The organism is Amycolatopsis sp. NPDC023774 (assembly GCF_040639695.1).
Classification (GTDB): domain Bacteria; phylum Actinomycetota; class Actinomycetes; order Mycobacteriales; family Pseudonocardiaceae; genus Amycolatopsis.
The window spans coordinates 74781-89741 of the sequence record NZ_JBFAAJ010000011.1 but is presented as its reverse complement, the minus strand read 5'-3'; the positions used below and the strand labels follow the sequence as shown (position 1 = coordinate 89741).

General features: G+C 70.8%; 16 protein-coding genes and 3 pseudogenes. 12 read left to right on the top strand and 7 right to left on the bottom strand.

The window, feature by feature from the left end; all coding sequences use genetic code 11:
• Positions 1-14 precede the first annotated feature (14 nt).
• Positions 15-1403 (bottom strand): trigger factor, encoded by a 1389-nt coding sequence (gene tig, locus AB0F91_RS23290; RefSeq protein WP_360600369.1) that lies wholly within the window; start codon positions 1401-1403, stop codon positions 15-17.
• A 138-nt stretch (positions 1404-1541) separates the two neighbouring features.
• Positions 1542-2120, bottom strand: coding sequence for a TetR/AcrR family transcriptional regulator (locus AB0F91_RS23285; RefSeq protein ID WP_360600367.1), 579 nt, complete (start codon positions 2118-2120; stop codon positions 1542-1544).
• Between the two features lie 144 nt (positions 2121-2264).
• On the opposite strand from AB0F91_RS23285, the gene AB0F91_RS23280 reads away from it, so the two are divergent.
• From AB0F91_RS23280 to AB0F91_RS23260, 5 genes and pseudogenes are all read left to right on the top strand, one after another.
• Positions 2265-4331 carry a fatty acid desaturase gene (locus AB0F91_RS23280; RefSeq protein WP_360600365.1) on the top strand — a complete coding sequence of 689 codons (2067 nt, stop codon included), beginning with the start codon at positions 2265-2267 and terminating at the stop codon, positions 4329-4331.
• Positions 4328-5158, top strand: a complete 831-nt coding sequence (locus AB0F91_RS23275; RefSeq protein WP_360600363.1) for a fructosamine kinase family protein — start codon at positions 4328-4330, stop codon at positions 5156-5158. Before AB0F91_RS23280 ends, AB0F91_RS23275 begins: the two co-directional genes overlap by 4 nt.
• A 521-nt stretch (positions 5159-5679) precedes the next feature.
• Positions 5680-7170 carry a HAMP domain-containing sensor histidine kinase gene (locus tag AB0F91_RS23270; RefSeq protein ID WP_360600361.1) on the top strand — a complete coding sequence of 497 codons (1491 nt, stop codon included), beginning with the start codon at positions 5680-5682 and terminating at the stop codon, positions 7168-7170.
• Between the two features lie 492 nt (positions 7171-7662).
• Positions 7663-7851 (top strand): hypothetical protein, encoded by a 189-nt coding sequence (locus AB0F91_RS23265; protein WP_360600359.1) that lies wholly within the window; start codon positions 7663-7665, stop codon positions 7849-7851.
• Between the two features lie 9 nt (positions 7852-7860).
• Positions 7861-8224 (top strand): annotated as a pseudogene (locus AB0F91_RS23260) (glycosyl transferase); the annotation flags it as partial.
• Here AB0F91_RS23260 and AB0F91_RS23255 read toward each other — a convergent pair.
• Positions 8199-8792 (bottom strand): hypothetical protein, encoded by a 594-nt coding sequence (locus AB0F91_RS23255; RefSeq protein ID WP_360600357.1) that lies wholly within the window; start codon positions 8790-8792, stop codon positions 8199-8201. The pseudogene AB0F91_RS23260 and the gene AB0F91_RS23255 sit on opposite strands and share 26 nt — an antisense overlap.
• Positions 8793-8901: 109 nt before the next feature.
• Between AB0F91_RS23255 and AB0F91_RS23250 the strand changes: the two are divergent.
• From AB0F91_RS23250 to AB0F91_RS23235, 4 genes and pseudogenes are all read left to right on the top strand, one after another.
• Positions 8902-10190: pseudogene (locus tag AB0F91_RS23250) on the top strand (bifunctional glycosyltransferase family 2/GtrA family protein); the annotation flags it as partial.
• Between the two features lie 166 nt (positions 10191-10356).
• Positions 10357-10611, top strand: coding sequence for a hypothetical protein (locus tag AB0F91_RS23245; RefSeq protein ID WP_360600672.1), 255 nt, complete (start codon positions 10357-10359; stop codon positions 10609-10611).
• Positions 10518-10775: pseudogene (locus AB0F91_RS23240) on the top strand (glycosyl transferase); the annotation flags it as partial. The gene AB0F91_RS23245 and the pseudogene AB0F91_RS23240, both read left to right, overlap by 94 nt.
• Positions 10776-10855: 80 nt before the next feature.
• Complete coding sequence (locus tag AB0F91_RS23235) at positions 10856-11524, top strand: hypothetical protein (protein WP_360600670.1); 669 nt, start codon at positions 10856-10858, stop codon at positions 11522-11524.
• Positions 11525-11546: 22 nt separating this feature from the next.
• On the opposite strand, the gene AB0F91_RS23230 is transcribed toward AB0F91_RS23235, so the two are convergent.
• Positions 11547-11768 (bottom strand): hypothetical protein, encoded by a 222-nt coding sequence (locus tag AB0F91_RS23230; protein WP_360600356.1) that lies wholly within the window; start codon positions 11766-11768, stop codon positions 11547-11549.
• A gap of 54 nt (positions 11769-11822) precedes the next feature.
• Here AB0F91_RS23230 and AB0F91_RS23225 point away from each other — a divergent pair, with 54 nt between their 5' ends.
• The gene (locus AB0F91_RS23225) at positions 11823-11963 is read left to right on the top strand and encodes a hypothetical protein (RefSeq protein WP_360600354.1); all 141 of its coding nucleotides are present in this window, start codon (positions 11823-11825) and stop codon (positions 11961-11963) included.
• A gap of 175 nt (positions 11964-12138) precedes the next feature.
• Complete coding sequence (locus AB0F91_RS23220) at positions 12139-12861, top strand: serine/threonine protein phosphatase (RefSeq protein ID WP_360600352.1); 723 nt, start codon at positions 12139-12141, stop codon at positions 12859-12861.
• Here AB0F91_RS23220 and AB0F91_RS23215 read toward each other — a convergent pair.
• Genes AB0F91_RS23215 through AB0F91_RS23205 form a run of 3 tightly spaced genes read right to left on the bottom strand, consistent with a single transcriptional unit; the run spans position 12835 to position 14015 of the window.
• Positions 12835-13386, bottom strand: a complete 552-nt coding sequence (locus AB0F91_RS23215) for a DUF2127 domain-containing protein (protein ID WP_360600350.1) — start codon at positions 13384-13386, stop codon at positions 12835-12837. The genes AB0F91_RS23220 and AB0F91_RS23215 overlap by 27 nt on opposite strands.
• A gap of 27 nt (positions 13387-13413) precedes the next feature.
• A complete protein-coding gene (locus tag AB0F91_RS23210) occupies positions 13414-13839 on the bottom strand; it encodes a hypothetical protein (RefSeq protein WP_360600348.1) in 426 nt (141 codons plus the stop codon).
• Positions 13821-14015, bottom strand: a complete 195-nt coding sequence (locus tag AB0F91_RS23205) for a zinc finger protein (RefSeq protein ID WP_285973809.1) — start codon at positions 14013-14015, stop codon at positions 13821-13823. The genes AB0F91_RS23210 and AB0F91_RS23205 overlap by 19 nt, the downstream gene beginning before the upstream one ends.
• Before the next feature lie 104 nt (positions 14016-14119).
• Between AB0F91_RS23205 and AB0F91_RS23200 the strand changes: the two genes are divergently transcribed.
• Positions 14120-14950 carry a Scr1 family TA system antitoxin-like transcriptional regulator gene (locus tag AB0F91_RS23200; protein ID WP_360600346.1) on the top strand — a complete coding sequence of 277 codons (831 nt, stop codon included), beginning with the start codon at positions 14120-14122 and terminating at the stop codon, positions 14948-14950.
• Positions 14951-14961 lie beyond the last annotated feature (11 nt).

Sequence of the window (14961 nt, the reverse complement as noted above, 5' to 3'; positions counted from 1 at the left end):
GTTCGCTCACAGCGTCACTCCGCAGGGGTCGCGGCCGCTTCCTCGGTGACCTGCGTCTCGTCGCCGGCCGGGGCGTCAGCCTCGTCGGCGCCGAACAGCTCGGTCAGGTCGACCTCCGCGCCCGAGGCGTCCTTCACGGTCGTGCCCCGGACCACCGAGGCCAGCGCCTTGCCGCGGCGCACGTCGGCGTAGATGGCGGTCAGCTGGCCCGACTGCTGGGCCCGCTGCACGTACTCGTCCGGGCTGATGCCGAAGCGCTGAGCCTGGTACATGATGCGCTCGGTGAGCTCACCGTCGTTGACGGAGGTCTTCTCGTTGTCGGCGATGGTGTCCAGCAGCAGCTGGGTGCGTACCGCCTTCTCCGACTCCTCCTGGACCTCGGCGTTGAACTCGTCCAGGGTACGGCCTTCGGCCTCGAGTGCCTGGGCGAACTTCGCCTCGTCGTGGTCGAACGGGTGCACCGCGTCGTGCTTGCGGTTCTCGATCTCGGCCTCGAGCACCTTCTCCGGGATCGGCACCTCGGTGCGCTCCAGGAGGATGTCGAGGACCTTGTCGCGCGCCTGCACGCCCTGCTGCATCTTCTTGACGCGGCCGAGGCGCTCGCGAAGGTCGGAGCGCAGTTCTTCAATGGTGTCGAACTCGCTCGCCAGCTGGGCGAACTCGTCGTCGGCCTCCGGCAGCTCACGCTGCTTGACCGACTGCAGGGTGACGGTGACCTCGGCGTCCTGCCCGGCGAACTCGCCGGCCACGAGCTTGGTGGTGAAGGTCTTCGTCTCGCCCTGGCTCGCGCCGACGATGGCCTCGTCGATGCCGTCCACGAGCTGGCCGGACCCGATCTCGTACGACAGGCCGGTGGTGGAGGCCTCCTCCACCGCGGTGCCGTCGACCGTGGCCGACAGGTCGATGGACACGAAGTCGCCGTTCTCGGCCGGGCGCTCGACACCGGTCAGGGTGCCGAAGCGGGCGCGCAGCTCGTCGAGCTGCTCGTCGACCTCCGCGTCGGTGGTCTCGACGTCGTCGACGCTCACCTCGAGGCCCTCGAGGTCGGGCAGCGCGATGTCCGGCCGCACGTCGACCTCGGCGCTGAACTCCAGGACGTCGCGGTCCTCGAGCTTCGTCACCTCGAACTCCGGCTGGCCCAGCGTGCGGACCTCGCCGGCGCGGACGGCCTCGATGTACTTGGCCGGGATGGCTTCGTTGACGACCTCGTCGAGCACCGGCGCACGGCCGATCCGGCTTTCCAGGACGCGAGCGGGCGCCTTGCCGGGCCGGAAGCCCGGGATGCGCACCTGCTGGGCGATCTTGCGGTAGGCGCGGTCGAAGTTCGGCTTGAGCTCGTCGAACGGCACCTCGACATTGATCTTGACTCGCGTCGGGCTGAGCTGCTCGACGGTGCTCTTCAAGGTCTTCTCCTCGAGCGGTAAACAATGGGGGTTGGACAGTCCCTCAGGACGGTCCCGGTCACCTGCCGACCGGGACGACCGAGTCTAGGCCCTTGGCCTCACCGGACCTGGTCGGGGGCACCCGGACACCCCTCCCGATCAGCGGTCGAGCATCCGTCCGGGCACCCAGCGCACGCTCGTGGCCGTCCGCTCGACCGGCGCGCCGGGGTGCACCACGCGGCTGAGCAGGAGCCGGACGAATGTCTCGGCGAAGACGGACCACTCCTCTTCCGACAACCCCCGCTCCGGGTCCTGCGCGTGGAAGACGGGCGTCACCGCGACCACGGCCCGCTCCAGCACGGTCGGCGAACGCGTGGTGACGAGCGGCAGCAACACGCGGGCGCCCTGCCCGCCCAGCACGGTCTTGGGCAGCGGGTTCACGCGCGCGGCCGCCACGATGTGGCAGAGCGCGGCGGTGACGCCCTCGGCCGCGCCGCCCGGTGTTCGCGCGGAGCTGCGGGAACGGCGCCGGCGAGCTTGTCGGTCTCGTGCCGCACGAGGGCCCTTGGACCCCACCTCGTTGTAGCCGGTCTGGCGGCTCACCCCGAGGTCGGCCGCGCGCCGGCCCATCGTGCGGGTCGCCCAGCCGCCCACGCTGGTCAGCTCGGCCGCGGTCGCGAGCAGCCGCTCCCGCGAGCGCACGCGCCCCGGCGACTCCTCGGCGACACCGGATTTCACGGTAAGCGAGCTCAGCGACGACGGCCTGCGCAGCCACTGACCCGGACGCACCCCTGAATCCGTGTCAAACCGATTTACAAACCGGGCGCGGTTGTCTAAGTTGTCAGCGCTTGGCCAGGAGCGATCGACCGAGGAGACCGCTCGATGCCCGTCGTCGACAGCCGGCTCGGCGCCGGGGAACAGCCCGCGGCGCCCGAGCGCGCCGCCGTGCCCACTCCCCGGATCCCACTCGCGCCCGCGTCGCTGCCCACGCTCGCCCTGTTCGCGGGTGGTCTGGCGGTGTGGGGCACGGCCACGTGGCTCCTGCTGTGCGGCTTCGCGCCGCTGTGGGTGACGATCCCGCTGCACGCGCTCGTCACGTTCACGATGTTCACCGTCGCGCACGAGTCGGCCCACCATGCGGCCGGGAAGCTCACGTGGCTCAACGAAGTGCTCGGCCGGCTGGCGATGCTGTTCGTCGCGGCCTACGGCTCGTTCCCGTTCCTGCGCTTCATCCACCTCGAGCACCACCGCAACACCAACGCCGACGCGAGCACCGATCCCGACGCCTGGACCTCGCAGGGCCCGTGGTGGCAGCTGCCGTTCCGCTGGCTGACGATCGATTTCTGGTACGTGCGCTTCTACTCCCGCCGCGTGCACGGCCGCCCGCGTCTCGAGCGCGCGGAGACGCTCGTGGCGCTGGTGGCGTTCGCCGCGATGGTGGTGACGGTGGTGGCGTGCGGCCGCGGCTGGGAACTGCTGGTGGTCTACCTGATCCCACAGCGGCTGGGGCTCGCGCTGCTGGCGTGGTGGTTCGACTGGCTGCCCCACCACGGCCTGGCGGAGAACCGCTTCGGCGCGACGCGGGTGCGCGTGGGGTTGGAGTGGCTGATGACGCCGATCATGCTGTACCAGAACTACCACCTGGTGCACCACCTCCACCCCGCGATCCCGTTCTACCGTTACCTGCGCGCGTGGAACGACAACCGCGACGCGTACCTGGCGCGCGAGGTCCCCATCATCACGGCGTGGGGCCGCGAGCTGACGGCCGCCGAGTACCGCGCGTGGCGGCGGCTCACCGAGTGTTTCGAGAAGGAGCCCGCGCCCGAACCGTCGCGGCGCGGGCGTCGGCGGTTCCACGCGTTGCGGGTTCTTTCCGTGGCGCCGGTCGCCCAGGACGCCGTCGCGATCACCTTCGAGGTTCCCGAACAGCTGCGCGAGACGTTCCGGCACGTGCCCGGCCAGCACGTGGTCGTGCGCACGACGGTGGACGGGACCGTGGTGCGGCGCACGTACTCCGTCTGCTCCCCCGCCGGGTCGGGTTCGCTGCAGATCGCGGTGAAACACCGGGAGGGCGGCACTTTCTCTCCGTTCGCGACTTCGCGGCTGAAGCCGGGCGCCGTGCTCGAACTGCTGCCCCCTTCGGGCGGGTTCACGCTCTCGCCGTGCCCGGACCGTTCGGCGCACTACGTCGTGCTGGCGGCCGGCAGCGGGATCACGCCGGTGCTGTCGATCCTGTCCAGCGCCCTGCGCGCGGAGGCCCACAGCCGCGCGACTTTGTTGTACGTCAACACTTCCGGCGCGACGACGATGTTCGCCGACGAGATCAGCGCGCTGGCCCGCGAGTGGGCCGGCCGGCTGCACGTGGTCCACTTCCGCACCGACGAACGCGATCCCGACTTGCACGCCCACCGCCCCGTGCGGCATTTCGACACCGTCGGCGAGGCCCTCGCGATCTCGCACGAGCGCTACCGCAGCGGCCGCCTCGACGCCACCCGGTTGCGCGCGCTGCTGCAGAACCGCCTCCACCCGGCCAAGGTCGACCAGTGGTTCCTGTGCGGCCCGCGCGGCCTGCTCGACATGGCGCGCCGCACGCTGCGCGAGGCCTACGTCCCCGACGAGGACGTGCAGTTCGAACTTTTCGCCGGTGCCCCGGCCCGCAGCCCGGAAGGTGCTTCGGCGGCCCTGTCGGTGACCGTCGGACGGCACGTGACGGACATCGTGACACAGCCCGGCGAAACCGTGCTCGACGCTTCGCTGCGCGCCCGGCTCGACGTGCCGTACTCCTGCACGGGCGGCGCGTGCGGGAGTTGTGTGGCGAAGCTGGTGCGGGGGCGGGTGGACATGGACGTGCAGTACGCGCTCACGGAGGCGGACGTGGCGGACAACCGGATCCTGACGTGCCGGGCCCGTCCGACCACACCTGAGCTGGCGGTCGATTACGACCGGTGAGTGCTGCTGAGGTTGCCGCCCGGCTCACGGGCCTCGAGGTACGGCGCACGCGTTCGTCGGGTTCGCTGACGGAAGCCGAGCTGTCCGACGGGTGGGTGGTGGTGAAGCACGCGCCGCGCGCCGCCATCGCCGAGGCCGCGGGATTGCGGTGGCTGGCCTCGGCTGACGCCGTGCCGGTTGTTCGTGTGCGTGGGCACGACGACGAATGGCTGGTTCTCGACCGGGTCGCGACCGCCCGACCGACGGTGGCCGCGGCGCGCTCGTTCGGGCTTGGGTTGGCTCGGTTGCACTCGGCCGGGGCGCCGGCGTTCGGTTCGCCACCTCCGGGTGGGCCGGAGGCGGCGTGGATCGGCCTGGCCCCGATGGCGAACGTGACCGGCGCCGAGTGGCCTCGGTGGTACGCGCAGCAGCGCGTCTTGCCCTACGTCCGACGGGCAGTGGACACCGGGGTGCTGGATGTTGCCGAAGCCGGCGTTTTCGAACGGGCCTGTTCTCGGTTCCCCTCCATCGCCGGCCCTGCCGAGCCGCCCGCGCGGTTACACGGGGACCTGTGGAACGGCAACGTCTTGTGGACCGCGACCGGTGTCTGCCTCATCGACCCGGCGGCCCACGGTGGGCACCGCGAGACGGATCTCGCGATGCTCCACCTGTTCGGCTGCCCGCACTTGGCCGAGGTGGTCGCGGCTTACGACGACGCCGCACCCCTGGCCGACGGGTGGCGGTCGCGGGTGCCGCTGCATCAGCTGTTCCCGCTGCTTGTGCACACTGTCCTGTTCGGACGGTTGTACGCAACGCAAGCCCTTGCCGCCGCCCGGGAACTCCTGTGACGGCGGGCCGTCGGTCGCTGCCGTGACCGAGGCGGGCGGTGGCTGTGTCACCGGAGGCGGTGGCGACGACGGTGACTTCTTCGCCGTTCGTGATGCCCGTCGCGGTGGTGGAGTCGCTCGTGTAGGTCTTCGTGAAGCCGTCGTCGCTTCGGGCGGTGAGGGCGGTGGCGCAGAGCGCAGTGACATTGCCGGTCCGGAGGAACATCGTCACGTAGGCGGGTCGCCGCCAACGGCGATCACGGCGGCGACCCCGCCCGCGACCCATTTGCGCCGAGGATTCGGGCGCCGGGAGCCGCCGGGAGAGCCGCCCCGAGCGGGCCGGGCGCTGTCCTGAGTGGACTGTCGAAGTCAGCACGTGCTCCTTCGACCGGGGAATGGCCACCACGGTCGAGGCGGACCCTGCCGGGACGGTGGCCGCGGCCGACCCCACCGGTGACCCCGGCTTTTCGGACACCCGACATCACAGCGGGCTCACAGGCAGCACACATGCGGCCCACACCCGGCGCCCGCACGCTCGTGTCATGACACAGCTCGCGCGGACCCGCTTCGGGCGGCTGTCGTTGCGCGCGAAGCTGACAGTGGCGATCGTGGCGCTGTTGTCGCTGGTGTGCCTGGTGATCGGGGTGGTGAGCGAGTTCGCGTTGCGGGCGTTCCTCCTCGACCAGACCGACGGGCAGCTCTACGCCGCCGCCGGCCGCGCCCAGGACTTCGCGACGCACGGCGGACCGCTGGGCGGGCACAACCCGCTCGACGCGCCCGGGCAGGGCGCCGGCACCGTCAACGCCCACTTCTCCGGCGGCCGGCTCATCGACGGCGGCTCGCTCTCCCAGCACGGCCAGCGCGTCACGCTCACCGACGACCAGCTCACCGCCCTGCAGAGCCTGCCCGTCGACGGTCGCGCCTACACCCGCACGGTCGGCGACCTCGGCGACTACCGCCTCACCGCGACGCCCATCCCCGACGGCGTGGTCGTCACCGGCGTGCCGCTCGAGCCAGTGCAGCAGACGCTGCTCACCGTCGGCCTGATCCTCTTCGGCGTCGCGGCCGCCGGAGTCACGGGCGCGGCCTTCATCGGCGCCTTCGCGGTCCGGCGCACGCTCCGCCCGCTCGACCGCGTCGCCGCGACCGCCGCCCGGGTCTCGGAGCTGCCCCTGGACCGCGGCTACGTGGACCTGTCCGTCCGCGTACCCGACGGCGACACCGACCCCCGCACGGAAGTCGGCCAAGTCGGCTCCGCACTCAACCTCATGCTCGGCCACATCTCCGACGCGTTGGAAGCGAGGCACGCCAGCGAAATGCGCGTACGCCGCTTCGTCGCCGACGCGAGCCACGAGCTGCGTACGCCCTTGGCCGCCATCCGCGGCTACGCCGAGCTCGCCGGCCGCGGCCGCATGCACGTGCCCCCGGACGTCGCCCGGTCCATGACCCGCATCGAATCCGAAGCCGACCGCATGACGACCCTCGTCGAAGACCTCCTGCTCCTCGCCCGCCTCGACGCCGGCCGCCCCCTCGACGTCGCCGAAGTCGACCTGGCCCGCCTGGTCGCCGACGCCGTCGGGGACGCCCACGTGGCCGGCCCTTCGCACCACTGGGAGCTTCGCCTGCCCGGCTCACCGGTGCTCGTGCTGGGCGACGTCCAACGCCTTCACCAGGTCCTCGCCAACCTCCTCGCCAACGCCCGCGTCCACACCCCACCGGGCACCACCGTCGTGACGTCGCTGGCCTGCTCAGCCGACGGCACCGCCGTCATCACCGTCACCGACAACGGCCCGGGCATCCCCCCGGACCTCCTTCCGGCCGTCTTCGAACGCTTCGCCCGCGGTGACTCCTCCCGCTCCCGCGCCGCCGGCTCGACGGGCCTGGGCATGGCCATCGCCGCGGCGGTGCTGGTGGCTCACCACGGCACCATCGAAGTGCACAGCACCCCCAGCCGCACCGAGTTCGCCGTGCGGCTGCCGGTGGCCGTCCCGGCGCAGCGCACCGACTCGCCGGTGGCCCAGGTCGAAGCCTGACACCGCGGCCATCCACCTCCGACGCCCGACCGGTCCCGGCAGGGAAACGGTCCACCTGTCCGCCGCTGTCGCGACACTCGTTCCGGCGAGGCCGTCGCACAGGTCGCCCGGCAGTGTTTGCCCACGCAGCGAAACGTCCTCGCCCGAGCGCCGCCGGCCTGGGCATCGCGGCGACGGTGTCAGTGGCACACCACGGCGCCTTCGGAAACCACAAGCACCTCCAGCGCGCAGGGTCGCCGTACCGGCCCCGTGCACCGACTCACCCGTGGCCCAGAGCAAAGCCTGATTCCTCCCCAGACGTCCGCTCTTCCTGTGACACCACGTCGCACAGGGGGCACACAGGGTGTCCACAAGCCCGGCCCAGGCACGGGCGACAGGGTGAGTGCCATGACCGCGCAGTCGCGATTCCCGCCGCACGGCCGCAGCGGGCGAATGCGGGCCGGCCCCGTTGGGTGCGACCGGTGTCGGCCGTCCTGCCCGGCCGGTACGGCCGTGCTGTACCTGGTGGGCCGCAGCGCCTCCGGGTGGGCCAACGCGTTCTACTCCGCGGCCGCCCAGGCGGACGCGCAGAGCTGGAAGGCGTGGTTCTTCGGGTCCAGCGACGCGGCCAACGGCATCACTGTCGACAAACCCCCGCCGCGCTCTGGGTGCTGGGCCTGTCGACGCGCCCGCTCGGCGTGAGGCATGGCCGGTGGCCTCCTCGGCACCGCGACCCCGGGCACCACCCTCACCGCACTGCTGAAAAACGGCGGTTCCGGTCACACCTGGGTCGCCGCCACCGTCGGGTCCAACAACGCCGCCGGCTACCAGCTCGCGAGCGGGCCTCCCGGTCCTCGCCGTCGGCGGCTTCAACGGCACCGACCCGTACCCGACCCTCGCCCAGTTCAAGCAGTACGTCCACAATGGACAAGTACGCTATTTCCTCGGCGACGGCCTCCCGAGGCAAGGCAGCTCTGGCAGCGACGACGCCCAGCAGATCGCCACCTGGGTCGTCGCCGATCACTACCAGGCGACCACAGTGGACGGTGTCACCGTGTACGACGTGACAACCTGAGATAAGCCGCGCCCCGCGGCGATATCCGGTACCCCACCTCGAGCGAGAGCGTGAGCCCCAGATCCTTCAGCTTGCGCACGGACCGCTTGAACACCAGCAGCTCCGCCCACCCCAGCTGCTCGGCCAACGTCCCCGCCCGCAGTCCCGGATTCGCCTCGATCGCCTCCAACGCAGCCCTCGTCCACGGCCCATCCGGACCTGTTGCGTCAAACCTCCGCAACCGCACGGAAATCGCCTCCACGTCCGAACCCGACAACGCCGCGTCGGCCGCCAGCGCGTCCCGCGGATCCCCGCCCCGCACGACGTGGAACGACACCCGGTACAACGGCACCGACTCGTCCCCGCGCAGGTTCGAAACCAGCTCCGCCACATCCGCGTACCCGGCCGCCACGGCGTCCTCGTCCGTCAGATCCGCGACGGTCACCTCGTCGACGTGCTCCACCTCGATCAGGTCCACGCCCGTCCGATACCGGTGCCCGGCGACCGCCTTGTTGCGCGCCCACCTGCGCACCATCACGGTCACGTGCCCCGCGTGGATGCCTTCCCGCAGCCGTGCCTCGAACAGCATCCGCTCATCCTACGAGCAACCCCGAGCCGTTCAAGATCACCCGATAGGGCGCCGACCCACAGGCGCCCCACAGCAGCGCCACAAGCCGGCCAAAGCCGGGCGCCGGACGATGATGCCCATGAACGCCGCCGCACCCTCCCGAAACGAAACCGGAACCGGGGCCAAGGCCGAAGTGCCCCAGCCCCGGGCCGGGTCGACGCCGGTCGGCCTCGGTGGGCCGCAGCCGGTGCTCGGCGTCGTGATCCCGGTGTACAACGAGGAAACCGACCTGGAACCCTGCATCCGCCGGCTCCACGCGCACCTCAAGGAGTACGCCGGCTACGCCTACCGCATCACCATCGCGGACAACGCGAGCACCGACAAGACGCTCCACGTCGCCGAACGGCTCGCCAGAGAGTTCGCGCAGGTCGAGGTGCGCCACCTCGACGAGAAGGGCCGCGGCCGCGCGCTGAACGCCGCGTGGTCCACTTCGGACGCCCAGGTGCTGGCCTACATGGACGTCGACCTCTCGACCGACCTCGCCGCCCTGCAGCCGCTCGTGGCCCCGCTGCTCTCGGGACACTCGGACCTCGCCATCGGCAGCCGGCTCGCGAGAGGCGCGCGCGTGGCGCGAGGCCCCAAACGTGAATTCACTTCACGCTGCTACAACCTCATCCTCAAGAGCGCGCTCGCCGCCCGGTTCTCCGACGCGCAGTGCGGCTTCAAGGCCATCCGCGCCGACGTCGCGCGCCGCCTGCTCCCCCACGTGCAGGACACGGGCTGGTTCTTCGACACCGAGCTGCTCGTCCTCGCCCAGCGCTCGGGCCTGCGGATCCACGAGGTCCCCGTCGACTGGGTCGACGACCCCGACTCGTCGGTCCACATCGTCAGAACCGCCACCGCCGATCTCAAGAGCATCGTGCGCATCACGCGCGCCACGTTCACCGGCGAGATCCCCGTGCGCCGCCTGCGCGAGCAGCTCGGCCGCGAGCCCATCGCGTCACCGCGCCCGGCGTCTCGCCCAGCCTGGTGAAGCAGCTCGTGCGCTTCGCCGCCGTCGGGGTCGCCAGCACGGCGGCGTACCTGCTGTTGTTCCTTCTGCTGCGCAACGGAATCGGCTCGCAGCCCGCGAATTTCCTGGCCCTGTTCGTCACGGCCGTCGCGAACACCGCGATGAACCGGCGCGTCACGTTCGGCGTCCGCGGCCGCGGCGGGGCCGGGCGCCACCAGTTCGAGGGCCTCATCGTGTTCGGCCTCGGCCTCGTGCTCACCAGCGGCTCGCTGGCCCTGCTCAACCACACGACCCACCCCGGGCTCGTGCTCGAGACCACCGTCCTCGTGCTGGCGAACCTCGCCGCCACGGTGCTGCGCTTCCTGTTGCTGCGCGGCTGGGTGTTCAACCCCCACCGGCGCGCGTCCGAGGAGACCCCGTGCCCGCCACGCTCGCCCTCCCCGCCAGACAGAAACCGCGCACCGCAGGGAAAAACACCGACCGGCAGTGTTCGGCCTCCTCGTGGTCACGGCCGTCCGCTACCTCTGAGACCTCACCGCCTCGGGCTTCGGCAACTCCTTCTACGCCGCCGCCGTGCAGTCGGGCACGCAGAACGTCGAAGCCTGGCTCTTCGGCTCGCTCGACGCCGGCAACGTGATCACCGTCGACAAACCGCCCGCCGCCCTCAGGGTCGGCACGACCTTCGCCCGCATCTTCGGCTTCTCCAGCTTCACCGCGCTCGCCCGCAGGCGCTCATGGGCGTCGCGTCCGTCGGCCTGCTCTACCTCGCCGTCCGCCGCAGCCGTGGCCCCGTCCCCGGCCTCCTCGCCGGCGCCGGCCTCGCGCTGACGCCCGTGGCCGCGCTGTGTTTCGCTTCAACAACCCCGACGCCCTGCTCGTACTCCTGCTCATCGCCGCCGCCTACTTCACCGTGCGCGCGCTGGAAACGGCGAGCCCGGGCCAGGCTGGCACTGGCGGGCACCGCCATCGGCTTCGGCTTCGGCTTCCTGACCAAGACGATGCAGGCCTTCCTCGTCCTGCCCGCCTTCGCGCTGGCCTACCCCATCGCCGCCCCGGCGACGCTCGGGAAGCGTTGCTCCACCTCCTCGCCGCCGCGGCCGCCGTGGTCGTGTCCGCGGGCTGGTTCGTCGCTCTCGTCGAGTTGTGGCCGAGCACCTCACGTCCCTCCATCGGCGGCAACACCGGCGACAGCCTCCTGGAACTCGCGCTCGGCTACAACGGTCTCGGCCGCGTCTTCGGCGGCGAAGGCGACGCCGGCGGAGGCGGCTTCAGCGGCAACCCGGGAGGCAACACGATGTTCGGCGGCAGCTCGGGCCTTGGCCGGATGTTCGGCGCCGGCTTCGGCACGGAAGTCTCGTGGCTGCTGCCCGCCGCGATCATCGGTCTCGTCGCCGTCCTGTGGTTCACCCGCCGCGCCGCGCGCACCGACCGCACCCGCGCCGCGCTCGTCGCGTGGGGCGGCTGGCTGCTCGTCACTGGGCTGGTGTTCAGCTTCATGAGCGGCACCGTCCACCCCTATTACGCCGTGCGGCTCGCCCCCGCGATCGCCGCCCTGGTCGCGATTTCCGGCCACGCGCTGTGGTCGGGCCGCGCCCAGACCGCGCCACGAGCGGTACTCGGCGCGATGATCGCCGTGACGGCCGTGTGGAGCTTCCTCCTCCTCGACCGCACGCCCGACTGGTTCCCCGCGCACCCGAGCTCCGCAGGGCGCTGGCGGTCCTGGCCGCGGCGAGCGTGCTGACGCTCGGGCTCGGCACCGCCGCCTACGCCGTCGAAACGGCCGCCCAGCCCCACACCGGCGCCATTCCCACGTCCGGCCCGGCCACCCCCGGCGGATTCGCACGCGGCGGATTCGGCGATGAGCAAACCGACAGCGCGGTCAGCCGGCTGCTGGCCCAGACCACCACGAAGTGGGCCGCCGCCACCACGGGCTCGCAGTCGGCCGCGAGCCTGGAGCCGGCCGGCGGGAAGTCCGTGATCGCCATCGGCGGCTGGTCCGGCAGCGACCCGGCCCCGACGCCGGCCGAGTCCAGCAGTACGTGGCCGACGGCGAGATCTCCTCCTACGTCGACGGCGGCCGCGGCGGACCCGGCGGCGGCTCCAGTGAGATCACCGAGTGGGTTGCGACGAACTTCGCCCCCACCGTCGGCGGCACGACCGTCTACGACCTCACCAAGTGAGGGGATCGGAGGCCACCTCGCCCAGTGCCAGGTGGCCTTCTGCGTGTTCGACGCGGCGTGTGAGGCAGAGGTGTAGGCCAACAGGGGAAAAACAGCCACTCCTCAGGATGTTCCCAGGAAACGGGCGCATTCTGGAAAGGGCAGGGGGGAAGCCGCGAACACCCGGGAGGTCACGATGGCCGGATACCCACGCTGGCACACCGCCAGCGCCCAGGGCCCACGCGAGCGCAACGCCGACGCCGTGAGCGCCTACGCCCTCGCCGGCGCTCCCGGGATCACCTTCGCGCTCGCCGACGGCGTCGGCGACGACCCCGGCGCCGGCCGCGCCGCCCAGACCGCCGCCGCGGCCGCCGCACGCACGCCCGTGCAGAGCGGGCCCGTCGCCGCGATCCTCAACGCCCAGCGCGCCCTGCGCGAGCTCGGCGGCACCGGCGACGCCGTGCTCGTGGTCGCCATGCCCTTCCCCGGCGGCTACCGCATCGCGTGGGTCGGCGATTCCCGCGCGTACGCCTGGGACGGCACCGTGATCCGCAAACTCACCACCGACCACACCCTGGCCGAGTACTTCCGTGCGCGCCACCAGCCGTACTCGCCGCGCATGGAGCACATGGTCACCACGAGCGTGCGCACCACGAAACGGGACGAGATCGGCACGACGGAGGTCGTCGGCGGCGGGCTGCTGCTCACCAGCGACGGCGTGCACAAGGTCCTCCCGCCCGCCACCATCGACGAGATCCTGGCCGACCCCGAGGGCGGCGCCGCAGCGCTGGTCGAGACGGCCATCGCCGTCGGCGGCACCGACAACGCCACCGCCCTCTTCGTCGAACAGCCGGAGGTGGACGTGGCCGCCATCGTCACCGGGCGATTTCCCTCAGCTGCCCGGTCCAGCGCTGCCTGAACCCGAGCTGCCCGACTCACGCTGATCAGCGCGTTCCCGGCGCAGCTGCCGGTATTCCCGGTAGACGAGCACGATGATCACCGCGTCGAGCGCCGCGAAGAACGGCAACGCGATCGAATGCGTGTCGATCGCCCGGTACACCTCGTAGACCACGAACGCGCCGAGCACGACCATCGCCACCGGGTAGGCGCGCACCCACTTGCGCGAGAGCGCGAACACCAGCGCCAGCTTGATCACGCCGTGGGCCAGCAGGTACGCGACCGCGAACGTCTTCGTCCCGCCGTCCACGAAGTGCTCCGAAGCCAGCTGCAGGTGCCGCGCGAGCGTGCCCGACGGGTCGCCCAGCAGGTCGCGCGTGATCACGGCATGGGTGAAGCCGGTGACCACCGTCGACGGGATGAACGCCAGGACCAGCGCCCCGACCAGCTGCAGCGCGCCGTCGAGCCCTTTGAGCGCGATCGCGATCCGGAACAGCCGCTCGGTGCTCGTCTTGTGCTGTTTCTCCCCCTGCTCATCCTCTGCCATCGGTCCAGCCAACACGAAAACCCCCGGTCACGCTCGGGACGAGTCCCGGGCTCGGCACGATTCGCACCGTTGGTGGCGCGCCGCGCGGTTCGTGGCGTCGCGGCCGTAGAACGGGTAACAGGCCGAACCGCACAATGCCAGGAACACGTTCCCGCACCGCAACGGCCTCGGCCCCACCTGGTGCACCAGCCCGATCACGTGCCGGCGCGTGCCGGCCTCGGGCAGCCACCCGTCGGGTGGCAGCACCGCGAGGATGGCCGCGTTCAGCTCGTCCGACCTGGTCACGAGGGCGCCGCCCAGGTCGAGCAGGCGCTCGCCGAGGTCGCGCAGCGCGTCGGGGCGCGGCTGGTCCTCCTCGAACGTGCGCGCCAGGAACGCGATATCCGTGCCCAGCGAAGCGTGCAGATCCCGGATCCGCTCCAGCAAGGTGTCGTTCACGTCCGGCTCAACCACGCCGACGAACACACCGCACAGGTCGGATCGAACCAATTCCCGCCGAGCTGCGGAACGTCCTCCCGCGCGACGGTCACCTCCACCCCGCACAACGCGACGAACGATTCCTCCGGACGCGGCGCGAAAGGCCCTTCGAGGGCGTGCCGTTTTCCCTCGGCCTGCTGCCATCTCAACACAGCGGTCTCCCCTATTCAGCAACGTGCCGAAGTCAGCCTTCTGTGCACAGCGGTAAACGCCAACGGCACCCCGGGTGATCATCCGATTACGTATGATGCCGCCCATGACCAAGCCTTCTGGCACCCCGCGCGCCGTGGCGCTGGGTGCGGCGCTGCGCGAAGTGCGCGAAGCGAAGAAGTTCGGCCTTCGCGAACTGTCGCGGGCACTCGATCTGAACCCGAGCCTCGTCGCGCACTGGGAAGCCGGAACCCGCATCCCCTCCATCGAGGACGTCTCCACCATGCTGGGCTTCTTCCGAGTGATCGGCGAGCCGAAGCGCCGGATCATGGACCTGGCCAGGCATCTACGCGATCCGAACTGGATGGCTGCCGGAGAGGCCGAGCTGACTCCAGAGTTGACCACACTGCTGCAATGCGAACAGGGCGCGAGCACCATTACCAATTGGTCGCTCAACATCATCCCCGGGTTGCTGCAAACACCCGACTACGCGCGCGCCATTTTCGAAGTAGGTCTCACACCACAGCAAGCCGATGCACGAATTCGAGTTCGCCTTGACCGACAGAAAATTCTCACCGATGCCGATCCGGTGATATATTCGGCAATCGTCAGCGCGCACGCCATTGATGAGCCGATAGCTCCAGATTGGGTAATGTCCGACCAGATGGATCACCTGCTCGCCATGACGGGCCGCGCCAACGTCAGCCTGCGGATCTTGCCGCGGCAGCAGCACTGGCACCCCGGAATGAGCGGCTCATTCGTGCTTTACCAATACCGACACCGTAATCCGATTGTCTTGCTGGAGCAGTACAGCACCACTTCGTTCCTCAGCAGCGATAAGGATTGGGGGCCTTATCAGCGGCTTGCTAAGCTCCTCGCCGAAGAGGCATTAAGCGAGGAAGCCAGCCGCGAGTTGATCGCGGAGGCAGCAAGGTAGACGGAGGCCAG

Excerpts from the sequence above, each read along its gene's own strand:
- AB0F91_RS23280 (WP_360600365.1), top strand. The coding sequence starts at position 2,265 with ATGCCCGTCGTCGACAGCCGGCTCGGCGCCGGGGAACAGCCCGCGGCG.
- AB0F91_RS23270 (WP_360600361.1), top strand. The coding sequence starts at position 5,680 with ATGACACAGCTCGCGCGGACCCGCTTCGGGCGGCTGTCGTTGCGCGCG.
- AB0F91_RS23255 (WP_360600357.1), bottom strand. The coding sequence starts at position 8,792 with ATGCTGTTCGAGGCACGGCTGCGGGAAGGCATCCACGCGGGGCACGTG.
- AB0F91_RS23230 (WP_360600356.1), bottom strand. The coding sequence starts at position 11,768 with ATGGCGATCACGGACTTCCCGCCGGCCGGCTCCAGGCTCGCGGCCGAC.
- AB0F91_RS23220 (WP_360600352.1), top strand. The coding sequence starts at position 12,139 with ATGGCCGGATACCCACGCTGGCACACCGCCAGCGCCCAGGGCCCACGC.
- AB0F91_RS23215 (WP_360600350.1), bottom strand. The coding sequence starts at position 13,386 with ATGGCAGAGGATGAGCAGGGGGAGAAACAGCACAAGACGAGCACCGAG.
- AB0F91_RS23200 (WP_360600346.1), top strand. The coding sequence starts at position 14,120 with ATGACCAAGCCTTCTGGCACCCCGCGCGCCGTGGCGCTGGGTGCGGCG.